The sequence below is a fragment of the Cognatazoarcus halotolerans genome (assembly GCF_009800965.1).
Classification (GTDB): Bacteria; Pseudomonadota; Gammaproteobacteria; order Burkholderiales; family Rhodocyclaceae; genus Cognatazoarcus; species Cognatazoarcus halotolerans.
Genome location: NZ_WUAF01000011.1, coordinates 1 through 17181 on the forward strand (window position 1 = coordinate 1; position 17181 = coordinate 17181).

The following is a 17181-nucleotide window of genomic DNA, read 5'->3' on the forward strand; positions in this document are numbered from 1 at the left end:
CCCATCCCGAACAGGACCGTGAAACAAGACCGCGCCGATGATAGTGCCCATCCGGGTGTGAAAGTAGGTCATCGTCAGACTAACCAAAAAAGGCCCCTGATAATCCATCAGGGGCCTTTCCATGTCTCCCGTCAAAAAGTAGACGAATTTTCGAAGATCCGCTGCACTGTCCTTGTCGGTGTGGGGATAGCCAGATAAAATCAACGCTTTCGCTGCTGTAGCTCAGTCGGTAGAGCAACTGATTCGTAATCAGTAGGTCACCAGTTCGATTCCGGTCAGCAGCACCAGCATCATAAAGGCCCGCAATAATGCGGGCTTTTTTTTGCGATGCCGTCGGATCGAACGGGTGTTTGTCGTGGTCTACGTCAATTAGTCGCACTCAAGCACTGGATCAGGATGTCGTGGTTCTGCGAGACTTGGTTGCGCGATGGCCGATCTCCGTTGGCGGCATTATTCAATATTGATGTGAGGGGATTTGACAGGCGCGATGACTGAAGAGCATGAAGATCAGTGCTATCACTGTGGTTTGCCTATCCCGCGAGATGTGAAGCACTCTGTTTCCATCGATGGGGTTAGGCGGGAGATGTGCTGCATAGGTTGTATGGCTGTCGCCCAATCAATAGTCGAGTCTGGATTGACCGAGTATTACCGCCATCGTGACTCCCTTCCTGCGTCCCCAAGGGAAGCACTTCCAGTCGAGCTAAAGGAATTGGGTTTATTCGATAATCTCGATTTTCAGAGGCGCTTTGTCCGTGAGGCAGAGGGGGGTGAAAAAGAAGCTGATCTCATTCTTGAAGGCATTACGTGCTCTGCATGCGTTTGGCTAAACGAACGGCACGTAATGGGGCTGCCCGGGGTAAGACTGGTCCATATCAACTATGCGACGAGACGTGCCCGAGTCAGATGGGATGAAGAAAAGATCAAGCTTTCAGAGATTCTGGCGGCTATTCAGGCGATCGGGTACCAAGCCTATCCTTACGATGCCGAGCGATCCGAGCAGGTGGCACAGCGGGAGCGACGGTCAGCTCTCTGGCGTCTCTTCGTCGCCGGCTTCGGGATGATGCAAGTAATGATGTATGCACTACCCGCCTATATTGCCGGAGACGGCGATATGGCCCCAGACATCGATCAATTGTTGCGCTGGGCGAGCCTTCTCTTGACGCTCCCCGTGGTTTTTTACTCTGCGGCGCCATTCTTTCGTCGAGCGCTTCGGGATCTTCGACTACGCCGCCTCGGAATGGATGTCCCGGTCGCTTTGGGAGTCGGTACTGCGTTCACTGCAAGTTGTTGGGCCACGTACTCGGGCACGGGTGAGGTGTATTTCGATTCAGTGGCGATGTTCGTATTTTTTCTGTTGTGTGGGCGTTTTCTTGAGATGCTGGCGCGTCAGCGCGCGGTCAGGGGGGTTGAGGAGTTGGGGAAGGTGATCCCCGCGTTTGCGGAACGCTTTGTCGTCTACCCCGGCCAGGAAACGGAGAGGGTGGCGGTGTCCGCCCTGAATGTGAATCAATATGTACGGGTCAAGCCCGGAGAGGTCTTTCCGGCGGATGGCGTAATCGTGGAAGGCGTCAGTAGTGCAGACGAGTCTCTGCTTACGGGAGAGAGCAGACCAATCGCAAAAGAGCGGGGGGCGGCGGTTATAGGTGGTGCCATAAACGTCAGTGCTCCTCTGGTCGTCAGGCTTGAAAGAGTGGGGGATTCGACCCGGCTGGCGGGAATGAGGCAGTTGATGGATCGCGCAGCGTCGGAGAAACCAGGGTTAGTCACTTTGGCCGACCGGGTGGCGGGCTGGTTTGTCGTTACGTTGCTCGTACTGGCTTCGGGTACCGGCATCTACTGGTGGGCCTATGATTCAGGACAGGCCCTATGGGTTTTTGTCTCGGTGCTCGTGGTCAGTTGTCCGTGCGCATTATCACTTGCGACCCCGGCGGCCTTAACCGTGGCAACGGATCATCTTGCTCGACTCGGTGTATTGATAACGCGCTCGCATGCGATTGAAGCGCTGTCACGGGCCGATCATTTCGTGTTTGATAAAACGGGAACGCTTTCTGAAGGGAAGATGCAGATCACCCAGGTTAAGGTGATTGATGGGGTATCGAGGTCCGATGTCGTGGTATTAGCGGCGTCGCTCGAAAAGGCGTCGGAGCATGCGCTGGCAAAAGCATTTTTCAACGAGGCAAGCAGACTCGGTGTGGCTCCAAGAGGGGCCGATGCGCTTGGCGCTGTTACGGGAGCCGGCGTGACTGGTTGGGTCGACGGGATCGAGTATCGGTTGGGGCGCATGAGTTATGTCGAAGATTTGGTTGGAAAGCCGGCTCCCGCCGAGTGGGGAATGCTCCTCGAGGAGCCTGGCACGATCGTTGTACTCGGATCGGTTGGCAGATGGATTGCAGCGTTTTGTCTCGATGACAGATTGCGAGAGGATGCTCCGGCGGCAATTGAATGGTTACAGAAGCATCGTGTCGAAGTTTCGATCTTCAGCGGGGATGGAAGCGCCGCGGTCCGTGCATGCGGAGAGTCGCTTGGTATTGCGGATGCTCGTGGCGAGATGAGTCCGGAGAAAAAGCATGATGAAGTCGAACTGCTCCAAAAGGGCGGAGCCATAGTGGCCATGACCGGCGACGGTGTTAATGACGCCCCCGTTCTCGCGAAAGCTCATGTTTCGATTGCGATGGGGGGGGGCACGGACTTGGCGCGAACGCAGGCAGACATCGTATTGTTGGGCTCGTCACTTCGGATGCTTACCGAGGCAGTACGGTTATGTCGCAAAACTCGGCGCATCATTGCGCAGAATCTCGGCTGGGCTCTTGCCTACAATCTGGTTGCGATTCCTTTGGCGATGCTTGGGATGGTGACACCCTGGATGGCAGGAATCGGCATGTCGGCGAGTTCACTCCTCGTTGTGCTGAACGCGACCCGGCTGCAACGCAAGACGTGATATCCGGGGTAATTTGAATGGAAACGCTCTACATCCTCATTCCGATCTCGGTTGTCCTGGTGTTCGTAATCGGTATCTTGTTTTGGTGGTCCTTGCGTAGTGGGCAGTTTGACGATATGGAGGGGCCTGCTTATCGCATGCTGATGGACGACGATCACCCGGAAAGCGAAGGCGGGGAAAAGCCGAGAGAGTTGAACGGTGTGCGGGACGGGGCGACAGGAGGGGAGGCGGACATCGGTCGAGCAAAATAGCCACACTCAATTCATGGGTTTTGATGTAGGTCAAGTCGCAGGAGCATGGTGTGTGGATAATTGACTGCAACGCAGGTGGCAGTAAATGGCGGGTACGCCAAATCGATACTGTCAGATGCCGTTTTGTCTCTCTGTTGGGGTTGGGGGTGCGTCGAAGGCGCACCCTTTTTTTGTTTTGGCTACGCGGGCAAACCGACGTAGTTTGAGCCGGATGGGCTTTGCTGCTGATCTTGCGGTGCAATACAATATTGATCTGTGTCAAAAATCATGTGTCGTCGCAAGGTATCCTTGCGCGGACCTTACCGTGACGCGAGCTTTAGGTTCGGGCCGGTCAAAAAAGTTCCATTAATCAAATGAGGTGACTTCCATGCAATCGCAAGCGACTTACAACTATAAAGTCGTGCGCCAGTTCGCCATCATGACGGTGGTGTGGGGGATCGTAGGCATGCTTGTCGGCGTGATCGTCGCGGCACAGCTCGTATGGCCCGAACTGAACTTTGCCGAGTGGTTCCATTTTGGCAGGTTGCGCCCGCTTCACACTAACGCAGTCATTTTTGCCTTTGGTGGATGTGCGCTGTTCGCTACTTCTTACTATGTCGTACAGCGTACCTGTCATACCACGCTGTTTGCGCCGAAGCTTGCCTCATTCACGTTCTGGGGTTGGCAACTCGTCATACTCCTTGCCGCGATCACGTTGCCATTGGGTATCACGAGCTCGAAGGAGTATGCCGAGCTTGAGTGGCCGATCGACATCCTGATCGCAGTGGTCTGGGTTTCGTACGCCTTGGTGTTCTTCGGGACAGTTGCCAAGCGTAAGACGTCCCATATCTATGTCGCTAACTGGTTCTACGGTGCTTTCATCATTACCGTTGCCTTGTTGCACATCGTGAATAGCATGGCTATTCCGGTAAGTCTGACAAAATCGTATTCGGCCTACGCTGGCGTTCAAGACGCAATGATTCAATGGTGGTATGGGCATAACGCCGTCGGCTTCTTCCTGACCGCAGGTTTCTTGGGGATGATGTACTACTTTGTGCCCAAACAAGCAGATCGCCCCGTTTACTCGTATAGGTTGTCGGTGGTGCACTTCTGGGCGTTGATCTTTACCTACATGTGGGCGGGGCCGCACCATCTGCACTACACGGCGCTTCCTGACTGGACTCAATCGGTGGGGATGGTGTTCTCACTCATCCTGCTTGCGCCGTCTTGGGGTGGGATGATCAACGGCATCATGACCTTGTCGGGTGCCTGGCATAAATTGCGGACCGATCCGATTCTGAAGTTCCTGATCACTTCGCTTTCGTTCTACGGCATGTCGACCTTCGAAGGGCCGATGATGTCGGTGAAAACCGTGAATGCGCTCTCGCATTACACTGACTGGACGGTCGGGCATGTGCACTCTGGAGCGCTTGGCTGGGTTGCCATGGTGTCGATTGGCGCGATGTACTATCTCATTCCCCGTATGTACGGGAAGACTGAGATGTACTCGACGAAGTTGATCACCACGCACTTTTGGGTTGCGACAATCGGCGTTGTTCTGTACATCGCATCAATGTGGATCGCCGGGGTCATGCAGGGGCTGATGTGGCGCGCTACCAACCCGGACGGGACGTTGACCTATTCGTTCGTTGAATCGGTGAAAGCCAGTTATCCGTTCTGGTCGATCCGCTTGCTGGGTGGTGTGCTCTTCCTGTCTGGCATGTTGATCATGTTCTACAACGTCTTGAAGACGATTGCTGGCGAGAAGGCATATAACGCACCCGTTCTCACGCCGCAAGCGGCACACGCCTGATCACGGAGAACTATAGTCATGGCTCAATCGAAACACGAGTTTATCGAGCGCAGCGTAGGCTGGATGATCGTGCTTACCCTTCTTGTGGTGAGTATTGGTGGTCTGGTCGAGATCGTGCCGCTGTTCTTCCAAAAATCGACAACGACACCGGTTGAGGGCCTCAAACCCTATGATCCGCTCCGTCTGGCCGGGCGAGATGTTTACGTCCGTGAGGGTTGCTACAACTGCCACTCGCAGATGATTCGTCCCTTCCGGGCCGAGACGGAACGCTATGGTCATTATTCGGTGGCCGGAGAATATGTCTACGATCGGCCGTTCCAGTGGGGCTCGAAGCGGACCGGTCCTGATCTTGCCCGGGTTGGTGGTCGTTATTCCGACCAATGGCATCGGGTGCATCTCCGGAATCCCCGCGACGTGGTGCCGGAGTCCAATATGCCCGCATTTACTTGGCTTGACCGTCCCGTGAAATCGGACGATATCGAGAAGAAGATGGCAGTGTTGCGCACGCTCGGCGCCCCCTACACCGATGAAGAAATCGCTGGTGCAAAGGCCGCTCTGCAGGACAAGACCGAACTTGATGCCGTCATCGCGTATCTCCAGGGGCTTGGTACAACGCTCAAAAATGTGAAGTGAAGGGATAGGATCGCGTCGTGGATATCAATGATCTTCGTAGTCTGCTGACCGTCTTGGGATTGTTGTGCTTCCTTGGCATTGCAGCGTGGGCATACAGCAGCAAGGCCCGAAAAGGGTTTGATGAAGCGGCGCAGATTCCCTTCACCGAAGAAGACTTGCCTGGCGAGAGCAGCAGGCAATCCAAGAAAGGATGAAAAATGGCTGACTTTGTTAGCGGTTTCTGGAACATTTATGTGATGGGACTGGTTGCGCTGAGCATCCTGTTCTGTGTGTTCATTCTTGTTTCGAACATGAAAGGTGAGCGGAACGCCGATGGTGAGGCGAAGTTGCATGGCCACGTCTGGGATGAAACGCTCGCCGAGTACAACAATCCGTTGCCGCGGTGGTGGATGTATCTTTTCTGGCTGACGATCTTCTTTGCGATTGTCTATCTGGTGCTCTACCCCGGGTTTGGAAACAACAAAGGTCTTTACGGCTGGAGTTCAGCGCAAGGCGAGGGTAGTCAGTACGCCCGCGAAATGCAGAAGGCGGATGAAACCTACGGTCCGATCTTTGCCAAGTATCAAACTGAAGATCTGAAGGCCGTTGCGGCTGATCCGGAAGCCAATGCGATGGGCGGGCGACTTTTTCTGACGTATTGCGCGCAGTGCCACGGCTCGGATGCGCGCGGTGCAAAGGGTTTCCCAAACCTTACCGACAACGATTGGCTGTACGGTGGTGAACCCGAAACGATCAAGACGACCGTGCTTGGGGGGCGTTTTGGTGTAATGCCGGCTCTTGGACCGGTACTTGGCGGCGAGGGTACGAAGGACGTTGCCAATTACGTTCGTTCGCTTTCTGGGCTTGCGCATGATTCGCTTCGCGCGCAACGTGGCAAAGAGCTTTTTGCACAGAACTGCGCGGCGTGTCATGGTCCTGATGGAAAGGGCAGCCATGCAATCGGGGCGCCCAATCTGACGGACAAAACGTGGCTCTATGGATCGTCCGAGGCCACCATCATCGAGACGGTAACAAAAGGTCGGCAGAACCAGATGCCCGCTTTCAAGGATTTCCTTGGCGACGCAAAGGTTCATCTACTGGCCGCCTATGTTTACAGCCTTTCGAACAAGACCGAGGCTGCGAAGTAATTGCGTTTTGAAGTTGCTGCACGTCAGTAGCGATTTCCCCGGGCTTGCTGCCCGGGGAAATTTTGAATTAGAACATAAGCAAGTGCGTATATACTGATCATGACAAAGCCAAGCTCCAGTGTTAAGGCAGGAATCGCCCCGAATCTGACTGCCGCCAAAGATGGCGAGGATTCGCTCTACGCGGTCCGCGAAAAGGTCTATATGCGGGCGGTTACCGGGTGGTTCGCGACTTGGCGATGGGTGTTGGTGTGGTTTACCCAGATTCTGTTCTACGGCCTGCCTTGGTTGCAGTGGAATGACCGGCAGGCGGTGCTCTTTCATCTCACCGAGCGCAAGTTCTATATCTTCGGTTGGGTTTTCTGGCCGCAGGATGTTTTTTTCCTCGCCATTTTATTGATCATTTCTGCTTATGCGCTTTTCTTCTTTACGGCCATAGCAGGCAGATTGTGGTGCGGCTACGCTTGTCCGCAAACGGTCTACACCGAAATCTTCATGTGGATAGAGCAGAAGATAGAGGGTGACCGCAACAAGCGGATGAAACTTGACAAGGGGCCAATGACGGCCCGCAAGTTTGGAATCAAGACGGCGAAGTACGGTGCCTGGCTAGCCGTGTCTCTCTGGACCGGCTTCACGCTTGTCGCTTATTTCAGTCCATTAAAAGATCTGTTGAGAGCGATTCCTACGCTTGGCTTTGGGCCGTGGGAAATCTTCTGGATCCTGTTCTACGGCGGGTTTACGTACCTCTTTGCAGGTGTGATGCGGGAACAAGTCTGCAAATACATGTGCCCCTATGCTCGATTCCAGAGTGTGATGTTCGATCCGGACACGCTGACCATTACCTATGATGAAGCGCGTGGCGAGCCACGTGGCGCCAGGAAGAAAGGTGCGGATCCGCAAACACTCGGAAAGGGTGACTGTGTCGATTGCGGTATCTGTGTTCAGGTTTGCCCGACCGGAATCGATATTCGCAACGGTCTGCAGTACGAGTGCATCGGTTGTGCGGCCTGTATCGATGCTTGTGATCAGGTAATGGACAAAATGAACTACCCGCGCGGATTGATTCGATATTCGACAGAGAATGCGATCAAGAAGGGATGGAGTTCAAAGGAGATTGTTGCGCATGTTTTCCGCCCGCGTACGCTCATCTACGGCGCGATTCTGGTTCTGATCTCGATGGCTTTTGTGTGGGGGCTTGCCACGCGATCTCCTTTGCGTGTCGATATCATCCGCGATCGCAGCATGCTGGCACGTGAGGTCGAAGGCGGGTTCATTGAGAACATTTACCGCCTGCAAGTGATGAACATGTCTGAATCTTCGCGCAAGTTCGAGATGTCGGCGTCGGGGCTGGATAATCTTAGGCTCAATGGCGATCGGGAAATATCCATCGAACCGGCCACGATAAAGTCCGTGACTGTTCAGATACAGGTCCCAGCCGACGCCGCCAAGCCAGGTTCACACGAAATTTTCATTGACGTGAGCGCCGAAGACGATCCGGGTGTGCATGTCCGCGAGAAGACGACTTTCCTGATGCCGGAGTGATGGTGCAAATGCGTAATCTGAAGAAGCAGGAAGGGGCGCGCCCTTGGTATCGAGAGACGTGGACTTGGTTCCTCATCAGTCTGCCCGCAACCGCCGTCATTGCCGGGTTCATCACCTATTGGCTTGCGGCAACGACGAATGACGGGCTTGTGGTGGATGATTATTACAAGCAAGGCTTGGCGGTGAACCAGGTCATTGCACGGGATCGCCTCGCCGCAAGACTTGGACTTCGTGCGCAGATAAGTCTGCGCGACGGCCAGATAACCGTAAACCTTGCCGCGGCGTCCGGGAGCCTGCCCGAGATAATCGTAGTTACGCTGATTCATCCGACCCGTGCCGGTGAGGATCAGAAGTTGCAGTTGGCTGGCCATAACGGAGCTTATGGTGGTGCACTCGCCCCAATGGCGCCGGGGCGCTGGCAGGTGGCGATTGAGGATGAGTCCCGCAGTTGGAGAATGAACGGGGCCGCAGACCTTCCGACAGAGACGACGATAAGGATTGAAAGTGTCAATTCCGACTCGTAATCTGACAGGAGGTACATCATGGCATTACAGGAGTTGTTTACAACCGATATCGGGCTGCTGAGCCTTTTTACCATTGGCTTCATTCTGGCGATGGCGGTGTTCATCGGTCGGTTCGTGAAGAACAGTATTCGTAAGGACGAACAGGCGAATAGCTAGAGACCGGTTGGATTCTGCGGTGCGGGTGTTTCTCGGCGGATGTTTCGCGCGAATCTGAGAGATGCCCGTACGCCCCGCTGATGGAGCTGGAAGATTTTCGGGAGCGTGTTGAATGCAAAGACTAATCCAGATTCTCTGGCCCTCATTCCTGATTGCAGGAGTTGCCGAAGCCGTATTCTTTACGGTGATCAACCCTCAGGAGCTCTATCTTTTCGGCAAGACAGTCAATTTTTCGGCTACTGCAACCTACTCGATCGGCTTTTTTGCTTTCTGGCTGGTCTGCGCAGCGTCGAGTTTGGTCACTATTTTCTTTCAGCGTACTGCCGATGAAGTCAATCACCCTGAGCGAAGCTGAAACGTAGCTGGGTGAAGCGACCGGGCGGCCGTCACGTATGCCGGGGATCTTCGTTGTTGCTTTTCGTCGTTTGGTCTCGCAGGTGATATGACCCGCAGAAATGTTGTTCCATGAGATTTGTTCTGCCGCTTTGGGGAGCGAATTCCGGATTGGCAGTGTTAGCATTGCGCTCCACCTTCTGCCCTTGATGCTTCACAGGACGCTCCAATGCTAAGCTATCGCCATGCCTTCCATGTTGGCAATCATGCGGACGTATTGAAGCACCTGGTGTTGATTCAGTTGCTTGATCATCAGCTCAAGAAAGATAAGCCATACTGGTACGTGGACACCCACGCGGGGGCAGGACGCTATGCGCTGGACAGCACGGAAGCGAACCGCAACGCCGAATATGTGGATGGTATTGGTCGGCTTCTGGCAGCGGCCGAAATGCCCGCCGCCATACGTGAATACGTTGAACTGATTCGGTCCTACAATCGTCGCGAGGCCGTGCGTTTTTACCCCGGTTCTCCAGCTATCGCATTATCGAGAATGCGAGCCGATGACCGAATGCGCCTGTTCGAGCTTCATCCGACGGATGCGAGGTTCCTGAGGCGCGCGTTCGCCACTGAAACAAATCGGGTAAAAATCGAGCAGGCAGAAGGTTTTGGCGCGCTGCGTTCGATTCTCCCGCCGCCGAGCAGGCGAGCGGTGGTGCTGATCGATCCTCCCTACGAGATTCGTGATGACTATCGTGTTGTCGTGGAAACCGTCAAGGATGCGCTCCAGCGGTTTTCCGGTGGTACTTACGCGGTTTGGTATCCACGCATTCAGAAGACCGAGGCGAAGCAATTGCCTGAGCGGCTGGGCAAACTCGGGGCGGCCTCGTGGCTGCATGTTTGGTTCGATGTCAGGAAACCTGCTCCCGGTGGACTCGGAATGCATGGTAGCGGACTATATGTGATCAACCCGCCCTGGACCTTGCCGAGTATCCTGAAGGACGTCATGCCGACATTGGTCCAGTTACTTGCTCAGGATGATTCCGCGCGCTTCGGACTGGATCATCATATTCCTTGAGTCGGCTCCTGCGGCAGGGCGTGTCTTCTTATCTCCAGTTCAGATATGGGAAGAGCCGGCGCTTCTCCAGAGTGCTCAAGCTGCACACTCGGCCGATGTTTCGCTCGGGGATACGCTCCGGGTTTGGAAACCTGCTCAGCGCCTCTTCGATGCTTTTTTCGCGTATGAGGTGCAGGATCGGATAGGGGGAGCGGTTAGTCAGGTTCTCGTCATCCTCCGGTGCGGTACCTTCGAAGCAATAGTCAGGATGGAAACTGGCTACCTGGATTTCGCCCTCCCATCCATACTGACGAACCAACATCTCCGCCACGTCGATAAAGCGGTTATAGGTTTCGAAGTCCTTGAGCATGGCGGGAACGACCAGTAGGCTCGTCTCCGTTGCGTCACTGGCTTCGTTCAGCAACAGCTCAACTTCCGATACGAGTTCATCGATCAGTCTTTCATCGTCTTGTGCGTTGCTGACAACGATTCTGAGTTGTCCGAGGCGACGAGGGCGCGCGGCGAACGGGCACAGATTGAGTCCGATTACAACCTGATCGAGCCAGGTGAGCACTTCAGTTTCAATGCGCTCGATGGCGTGTGGGCTCATGGCAGTCACCTTTGTCGTCGGAATCGTGTCGGGCGCGGTGTCGCCCACAAGCGCATATGTGATTAGCTGCGTTTATGCGGATGTCGTCCGCCTCACCCCTTGTCGCTGGAGATTCAGGCAATGAACACCGGATCAGAGAATACCAGTGTGCCATCGCGCCGTACCATCAGGTTCTCGGGATTCAGGATGTCCGGTTGTACCTGGTAGCTTTCTGTAAAGTCCGATAGAGACTTGAGTGCGTCCAGCATTGATGGCTGAATGCTCGCGGGCGGGGATTGCGTAAGGTGATAGAGCGCAATCCGGCCCATGTTGGCACCGAGCCTTATCCACTGCTGGCAGCCTTGGAAGTAGCTGTCAATCAGGCTCTTCGCAAGCCTTGCAGCCTCGGTGCCGGATGCGATGGGCCAGAGATGCTCCATCTCGACGAGATGGAAGGGGTAGCCCGAACACGCACGTCCGATCACGCCATGATCGACATGAACGATGGGGAAATGCGGTCCTCGTGGTCGATCGTCTGCTGTGTAGAGGAAGTAGTCCGCTGGCGAGCTGACAATTTTCATGACCCGCTCGCCATCCCCCTTGTCGAGGACGATGCTGTACTCCCCTCGACCGATTTCGCGAAGACCATCGAGCAGGGGGTGCTGTGGCACCGGATCCGGCAGAAGGATGTCGGCCCGCGCCAATGCGGTGCGGGCGCCAGCGTCGTCCATCGTTCCGGTGCTAGCCTACGATGTTGTAGCCAGCATCGACGAAGTGAATTCCGCCCGTGATGAGTCGGCCTGCGTCCGATACCAGGAAGGCGGTGAGGGCACCAATATCTTCCGGCGTCACCAGGCTATGCATGGGAGAGCGTTCGACGGCCGACGACATCAAGCCGTCGAATCCTGCAATGCCCGATGCAGCACGAGTCATCAGGGGGCCAGGCGAGACTGCATTTACCCGAATGTTCTTGCTGCCAAGCTCATAAGCCAGATAGCGGGTTCCAGCCTCGAGTGCGGCCTTGCAGAGGCCCATAACACCATAGTTCGCGATGACCTTTTCCGAACCCAGGTAGGTCATCGTGATCAGCGAGCCGCCGCCCGCTTTTTCCATGAGGGGTTCGACCAGTTTCGCGAGGCGGATGAACGAGTGAGTGGAGATATCCATCGCCATGGCGAAACCGTCCGCGGAGGTGTCGACCACCCTGCCGTGAAGATCGTCCCGCTTGGCGAAAGCCATGCTGTGAATCGCAAAATCAAGTTTTCCGAATGCGGCGTCGATCTGTTTGTGAACGTCGTCCATGGTTTCCGGGCGCGTTACGTCCAGCAGGTAAACATGTTCGACGCCGAGACGGTGAACGACCGGCTCGATGAATGCGCGGGTCTTCTCGTTCTGATAGGTAATGACCAATTTGGCACCGGCTTCAACACATGCTTCGGCGACGCCGGTGGAGATCGATTTTTCGTTGGCAATACCCGTTACAAGGCCGATTTTGCCTGTGAGATCAAACATTGGATTCATGATCATGCCCTTGAAATGGTTGGGGATAATGCGTTGCAGCAGAGCGCTCATCTCTTTAGTTCGGCTTGCTCTGTCTAAACTTTAACGCATTGCGTCCGATATTAGAGCGCTGGCTGTTGGGTTTTTTGATGCAACGCAATAAAATGCTCTTCAGCACGCTTTGACTTGGAGGTCGATTATGATTCGCCCTGTTTACATCTTCCTGGATTTCGATGGTGTGACACACCCGTGGGGAGAGGTCGAAGATTTCCGGTCGCTCCCGCTGATTGAGGACGTTGTCAGGCGCTACGAAGAAACCCGGATCGTGATTGCCTCTGACTGGCGGACCCTGTTCTCGATGCAGCGTCTGTCTTCGCGTTTCGCTGGAGATATCAGACCGCGTGTCGTGGGTGCTTCGCCCCATCTCGTGCCCAAGCGCGGTGTCGATCTGCACGGATTGCGCGAGCGAGAAGCGCGTCAATGGCTTGGTCAGCGCGCCGAGAAGGATGCTCAGTGGCTTGCAATCGATGATGCCCCGGGCAATTGGCCGACTCGTTCGCGCCTCGTGTTGACGGATTTCAAGCGCGGCTTTACCGAAGAGGATGCCGCCGCGACATGTCATCTTCTCGACGCCTTCAGGGCTGGAGGCTGGCAGGACGACGCGAATGCCACGGTGCATTCGTTGTGGGCTTGAGGGACGATGGTCTTCGCTGGGACAGGATGGTGAAAGTCGCGCTAATCTGCAGGTTGTGAACGGCGATTGTGCCGTTCCATTAACGCTTGCCGTGCTAGCCGATGCCGACTTTCGAGTTATCCGTAATTTGCTTGCTTGCCCTGGTTGCCTGGTTCTGGCTCGATACGCTTCGTGCCCGTGAAGCAGGGATTGCTGCCACACGTGCCCTGTGCCTCGGCCGGGGCCTGCAGCTGCTTGACGATACGGTTGCGTCAGAATCGCTTCGTTTGGCCCGTGACGACGACGGAAAGGTTCGGTTTCGGCGCGTTTACGCCTTCGAGTACAGCGATACCGGTGACAATCGCAGGCATGGATCCGTGACCCTGCTCGGATCGAGGGTCATCATGCTGGACGTGACCGAGCGCGTGCTCGAATTGGTCAAATGATCTTGCTGCGTGCCGATTTTTCCCGGCGAGAGGTAGTCGATACCAGGCTGATGCCGTGGGAGGCATCTCCGCTTGCGGGAGTCGATCGCAAGCCGCTAGACCGCATCGGCGGCGAGGTGGCACGAGCAACGAGTATTGTGCGGTACGCCGCAGGAAGCCATTTCGATGCACATGAACACCCGCTCGGCGAGGAGTTCCTTGTGTTGCTTGGCACGTTTTCCGACGAGTGGGGTGACTATCGGGCCGGGACTTATGTCCGTAATCCGCCAGGTTCGAGCCACAGGCCGTTTTCAAGAGATGGATGCGAAATCTTCGTCAAACTGAGGCAGTTCGTGCCCGACGATCGCAAGCGCATCCTGATCGATACACGTCGTACTGCATGGCTTCCGGGCCTGGTGCCGGGTCTTTCAGTGCTACCGTTGCATCAGCACGGTGTCGAGAGTGTGGCACTCGTGCGCTGGGCGCCCGGGACGCGTTTCAAAGCCCACAGCCACTGGGGAGGTGAGGAAATTCTGGTGCTTGATGGCGTGTTCTCTGATGAATATGGCGACTACCCGACGGGTACCTGGTTACGCAATCCACATCGCAGCATGCACACGCCATTCAGCGAGCAGGGGTGCCTGATCTGGGTCAAGGTTGGACACCTCGAGAGCCTTCCGGAGGGATCTTGAATTACCTTGCGCACTTGCTACTGGCCGGCGACGATCCGGCTCTGCGTCTCGGTGGGATACTCGGAGATTTCGTCAAGGGGTCATTGCCGGGCAACTTGCCGACCACGGTTGCGAGGGGGGTGGCATTGCATCGCAGGGTCGATTCGTTTGCTGACGCTCATCCTGCCTTTCAGACGAGCCGGAGGAGGGTGTCCGGCGCCCGGCGCCGCTACGCCGGAATCATGGTCGATATGTTCTACGATCACTTGCTCGCCGCCAACTGGTCTTCATGGTCTGGTCAGCCGCTTCATCGCTTTGCCGCCGATGCCTATGATCTCCTTGAGATGAATTCCAGCATGTTGCCAAAGCGTCTGACAGAAATCCTGCCAACAATGCGTTCACAGGACTGGCTCGCCTCCTATCGCGAGATCGATGCGGTTGCGGGGGCGCTTGATCGTATGTCGAAATACCGACTGCGCCAGCCCAACGGATTGGCCGGGGCCGGTCGGGAACTGGAACTGGAGTATCCCGGATTCGCAGCGGATTTTGCCGAGTTCTTTCCGGACGCGATTGCCTGTGTGCAAGACTGGATTGCCTCGGCGGCGGGTGCGCCTGCAGCGCTTGCAGTCGATCAAGAGGGCGGGCCATACTGACGCTCGACAACAAACGGGCCCCCAACCAAAGATGACCGACTCGCTTCGTCTCGCGATTGAACGCCTGCTCCGGGGGTCGATCTCGACAGCGCAGTTCGTGGCCGTATGGCGCAACGACGCCGGGCCGCTGCTCGCTGAACTGCCACCACGTTATGCAGAGGTGCTTGACGGGCTCCTGATGAGGCTCGAGTCTGCGGCGCTCTTCAGCGAAGAAAGCTGTTCATTCAGTCGCACCGAACTCATAGACAACCTTTCACTTTGGGTCGACAAGGCGGAATCTTATATTGCAGGCCTGCGCCGTGTCGGCTGAATCGGCCTCAGGCTATTGCCGCGTGAGGCAATTCCGGTAGCGCCATTCGACCCGCTTCGCAAACCATTCCGTTGTCAGTTTGCGGCTTATTTTCGGACTCTTGAGATCGATTCGCGGAATTTCCGCCCGTGGCGCCGGCGCCCCGCTTCGTTGATCGGCAAGAGCGAAAACCCGGCGATACAGTCGAGTCTGCGCAAAGCCTGTTTCCTTTTCGCTGCGCAGATCACGATCGATTTCATCACTGCCCATTCCGAGCGCGGACGTAAGCGCGGATAGCGCCCGCTGGGTCTCGCTCCGCTCTCCCGAAGGACGACCGTCCCGATAGCGCAACAGATCGCCATCAAGATCCAGACTTCGCCCTGAAAGGCGTGAGACTGCGCGCTGGAACGCTGCATTGCGACTGCTGTATCTGCCGGCATTGAAGTCCGCAAAGCGATAGACAGGTTCGCTGTAAGGGGCCGGGTAATCCAGCAGGATCGCAATGCCGAAGTACATGCCGCCGCGGCGGCTGAAAACTTCGCTGCGAATGCTGTCGCGAACCGGGTAAGGATAGGGGCGTTGTCGGGCGTGCGCCTCTGCAAATGCGACGCTGACCTGCATCGGGCCACCGGTATGTACCGGGTTGTGGCTCGCAAGCAGGGTGCGGCCGTAGGGCAGTTCGGAAATCATGTCCTGGTAGAGCGTGTTCATCTGGCTCTCGGTTCTGAGGGCATTTATCCGATCACGATAACTGCGTCCGTCTGGCGACGGTTTGAGCAGCGCCGCGTCGAGCAGCATTTTCGGAATTCCGTATCGGGTGCGCCGGGTTTCGATCTCTTTCCAGACGATTTTCGGAAGACCCGGAACCGGCGGGTCGGCCACGAACAGGGATTCCTGCTCGGTTACCGCGATCACGGCGCAGAAATTCTCGGGATTCGCCGCAATACGCAGGGTATTGAAGGCTGTCAGGATATCCTGCGCCCAACCGGCCCGATCTTTGCTGTTTGGCGGGATGAGCCGCGTAACCAAGGCGCGTGCCTGAGGCTCCACGAGTCGCGGCTGGCTTGGCTGGGCGGCTGGGGGAAGCGGTTCGATGGGCGCTGGCCGCGGATAGCCCTGGTCGATCACTGGCGGAAGCGTTTCAGTCGTGCTCGGACCCGCGCTGGGCTGAACCGGCGAAGGTTCCGGAGGCATTGGTGGCGATTGCCTGATTTCGGTCGGGCCTGTTGTGGCGCAAGCTGACAGAAACGCCGCAAGGATCAGGATGACGCGTTCTTTCTTCCACATCGGCTGCATCGTATGAATCGTCAATTGAATGGGCTGCGAGCGTAGCGGATCTGACGGCACGAGCAATCGGCCTGCGTTTCGATTGTGTAAGCGTTTGATTCAGCCCGACTCGGCCCGGCGCATCAATTCGAGAGCGTCCGCAGAAACTCGTTGCGCGCCTGGTGGGATGTCTCGAATTCGCCAGCCCATGCCTGGGTGACGACGCGTTCGTCTCCGCGTCGGTCTTCACCGAGCAGCAGGCACAACTGTTCGGCTTCGATGACGCATGCAGCGCCTCGGGCGCCGCCATGCTGTACCAGGGCATCCGCGATATCGCGTGTCATCCACTCCTGATAGGTGAAACGGTGGCCGATTGCGTCGACCAGCCGTGCAATCCGGCCAAAGCCGTGGAGTCGGCCGCCCGGCAGGTAGGCCACATGGGCCACCCCGCGAAACGGTACCAGGTGGTGAGGGCACACCCCGTGCACCGCGATGCCGCGGATCATCACCATGTCCCTGCGCGGATCTTCAAAGCCCTCGCCGAGCGCCTGTGCCGGGTCAAGCTCATAACCCCCGAGCAATCTGCGCTGCCACAACTCGCGTACCCGTTTGGGCGTGTGTCCGGTGTGGGTGGAGTCCAGCTTTACGCCACAGGCGGCCAGCAGGTCGGATATCGCACGCTCGAAGGCTTCGGGATCGAAGGCGTTCTGCCGCGGGATGCCAATTCCGCAGGCAGGTTCGGGCGGGTGGTCATGCTCATGCGACATC

General features: G+C 56.4%; 21 protein-coding genes and 1 tRNA gene. 17 read left to right on the forward strand and 5 right to left on the reverse strand.

Annotated features, from left to right (window positions below; all coding sequences use genetic code 11):
* The first annotated feature begins 211 nt into the window (after nucleotides 1-211).
* The 12 genes from GQB03_RS14260 (at nucleotide 212) to GQB03_RS14315 (ending at nucleotide 10368) form a co-directional block, all read left to right on the forward strand.
* Nucleotides 212-287, forward strand: a tRNA-Thr gene (locus tag GQB03_RS14260).
* Between the two features lie 200 nt (nucleotides 288-487).
* Complete coding sequence (locus tag GQB03_RS14265) at nucleotides 488-2938, forward strand: heavy metal translocating P-type ATPase (RefSeq protein WP_159690661.1); 2451 nt, start codon at nucleotides 488-490, stop codon at nucleotides 2936-2938.
* A 17-nt stretch (nucleotides 2939-2955) separates the two neighbouring features.
* Complete coding sequence (gene ccoS, locus GQB03_RS14270) at nucleotides 2956-3189, forward strand: cbb3-type cytochrome oxidase assembly protein CcoS (protein WP_159690664.1); 234 nt, start codon at nucleotides 2956-2958, stop codon at nucleotides 3187-3189.
* Between the two features lie 367 nt (nucleotides 3190-3556).
* Nucleotides 3557-4981, forward strand: a complete 1425-nt coding sequence (ccoN, locus tag GQB03_RS14275) for a cytochrome-c oxidase, cbb3-type subunit I (protein WP_159690666.1) — start codon at nucleotides 3557-3559, stop codon at nucleotides 4979-4981.
* A gap of 18 nt (nucleotides 4982-4999) precedes the next feature.
* Nucleotides 5000-5614 carry a cytochrome-c oxidase, cbb3-type subunit II gene (ccoO, locus tag GQB03_RS14280; RefSeq protein ID WP_159690669.1) on the forward strand — a complete coding sequence of 205 codons (615 nt, stop codon included), beginning with the start codon at nucleotides 5000-5002 and terminating at the stop codon, nucleotides 5612-5614.
* 17 nt (nucleotides 5615-5631) lie between these two features.
* On the forward strand, nucleotides 5632-5808 hold the full coding sequence (locus GQB03_RS14285; protein WP_159690672.1) for a cbb3-type cytochrome oxidase subunit 3: 177 nt from the start codon (nucleotides 5632-5634) through the stop codon (nucleotides 5806-5808).
* A gap of 3 nt (nucleotides 5809-5811) precedes the next feature.
* Entirely contained in the window at nucleotides 5812-6741 is a 930-nt protein-coding gene (gene ccoP, locus GQB03_RS14290) for a cytochrome-c oxidase, cbb3-type subunit III (protein WP_159690675.1), read from the forward strand.
* A gap of 99 nt (nucleotides 6742-6840) precedes the next feature.
* Nucleotides 6841-8280 carry a cytochrome c oxidase accessory protein CcoG gene (gene ccoG / locus GQB03_RS14295; protein WP_235027069.1) on the forward strand — a complete coding sequence of 480 codons (1440 nt, stop codon included), beginning with the start codon at nucleotides 6841-6843 and terminating at the stop codon, nucleotides 8278-8280.
* A gap of 8 nt (nucleotides 8281-8288) precedes the next feature.
* A complete protein-coding gene (locus GQB03_RS14300; RefSeq protein WP_159690678.1) occupies nucleotides 8289-8804 on the forward strand; it encodes a FixH family protein in 516 nt (171 codons plus the stop codon).
* A gap of 18 nt (nucleotides 8805-8822) precedes the next feature.
* Nucleotides 8823-8960, forward strand: coding sequence for a DUF3149 domain-containing protein (locus GQB03_RS14305; protein WP_159690681.1), 138 nt, complete (start codon nucleotides 8823-8825; stop codon nucleotides 8958-8960).
* 112 nt (nucleotides 8961-9072) lie between these two features.
* Nucleotides 9073-9315, forward strand: a complete 243-nt coding sequence (locus GQB03_RS14310) for a hypothetical protein (protein WP_159690684.1) — start codon at nucleotides 9073-9075, stop codon at nucleotides 9313-9315.
* A gap of 207 nt (nucleotides 9316-9522) precedes the next feature.
* Nucleotides 9523-10368, forward strand: coding sequence for a 23S rRNA (adenine(2030)-N(6))-methyltransferase RlmJ (locus GQB03_RS14315; RefSeq protein WP_159690686.1), 846 nt, complete (start codon nucleotides 9523-9525; stop codon nucleotides 10366-10368).
* A 28-nt stretch (nucleotides 10369-10396) separates the two neighbouring features.
* Here GQB03_RS14315 and GQB03_RS14320 read toward each other — a convergent pair whose 3' ends face one another.
* From GQB03_RS14320 to fabI, 3 genes are all read right to left on the reverse strand, one after another.
* On the reverse strand, nucleotides 10397-10957 hold the full coding sequence (locus GQB03_RS14320) for a DUF1415 domain-containing protein (protein ID WP_159690689.1): 561 nt from the start codon (nucleotides 10955-10957) through the stop codon (nucleotides 10397-10399).
* A gap of 113 nt (nucleotides 10958-11070) precedes the next feature.
* Nucleotides 11071-11667 (reverse strand): hypothetical protein, encoded by a 597-nt coding sequence (locus GQB03_RS14325; RefSeq protein ID WP_159690692.1) that lies wholly within the window; start codon nucleotides 11665-11667, stop codon nucleotides 11071-11073.
* Nucleotides 11668-11677: 10 nt separating this feature from the next.
* The gene (gene fabI, locus GQB03_RS14330; protein ID WP_159691171.1) at nucleotides 11678-12457 is read right to left on the reverse strand and encodes an enoyl-ACP reductase FabI; all 780 of its coding nucleotides are present in this window, start codon (nucleotides 12455-12457) and stop codon (nucleotides 11678-11680) included.
* 178 nt (nucleotides 12458-12635) lie between these two features.
* Here fabI and GQB03_RS14335 point away from each other — a divergent pair, with 178 nt between their 5' ends.
* The 5 genes from GQB03_RS14335 (at nucleotide 12636) to GQB03_RS14355 (ending at nucleotide 15168) form a co-directional block, all read left to right on the forward strand.
* Entirely contained in the window at nucleotides 12636-13130 is a 495-nt protein-coding gene (locus tag GQB03_RS14335) for an HAD domain-containing protein (protein ID WP_159690695.1), read from the forward strand.
* A gap of 131 nt (nucleotides 13131-13261) precedes the next feature.
* Complete coding sequence (locus GQB03_RS14340; protein ID WP_235027070.1) at nucleotides 13262-13555, forward strand: DUF3301 domain-containing protein; 294 nt, start codon at nucleotides 13262-13264, stop codon at nucleotides 13553-13555.
* Between the two features lie 2 nt (nucleotides 13556-13557).
* The gene (locus GQB03_RS14345; RefSeq protein WP_456064408.1) at nucleotides 13558-14226 is read left to right on the forward strand and encodes a cupin domain-containing protein; all 669 of its coding nucleotides are present in this window, start codon (nucleotides 13558-13560) and stop codon (nucleotides 14224-14226) included.
* Nucleotides 14223-14858 carry an acyl carrier protein phosphodiesterase gene (locus GQB03_RS14350; RefSeq protein ID WP_159690703.1) on the forward strand — a complete coding sequence of 212 codons (636 nt, stop codon included), beginning with the start codon at nucleotides 14223-14225 and terminating at the stop codon, nucleotides 14856-14858. The genes GQB03_RS14345 and GQB03_RS14350 overlap by 4 nt, the downstream gene beginning before the upstream one ends.
* A gap of 31 nt (nucleotides 14859-14889) precedes the next feature.
* Nucleotides 14890-15168: a hypothetical protein gene (locus GQB03_RS14355; RefSeq protein WP_200832234.1), complete on the forward strand. Its 279-nt coding sequence runs from the start codon at nucleotides 14890-14892 to the stop codon at nucleotides 15166-15168.
* A 12-nt stretch (nucleotides 15169-15180) separates the two neighbouring features.
* Here the strand turns inward: GQB03_RS14355 and GQB03_RS14360 are convergent, their stop codons facing one another.
* Together GQB03_RS14360 and folE are read right to left on the reverse strand one after the other, a co-directional pair.
* Nucleotides 15181-16197, reverse strand: a complete 1017-nt coding sequence (locus GQB03_RS14360; RefSeq protein WP_235027071.1) for a DUF1615 domain-containing protein — start codon at nucleotides 16195-16197, stop codon at nucleotides 15181-15183.
* 359 nt (nucleotides 16198-16556) lie between these two features.
* Nucleotides 16557-17180: a GTP cyclohydrolase I FolE gene (gene folE, locus GQB03_RS14365; protein ID WP_159690709.1), complete on the reverse strand. Its 624-nt coding sequence runs from the start codon at nucleotides 17178-17180 to the stop codon at nucleotides 16557-16559.
* Nucleotide 17181 lies beyond the last annotated feature (1 nt).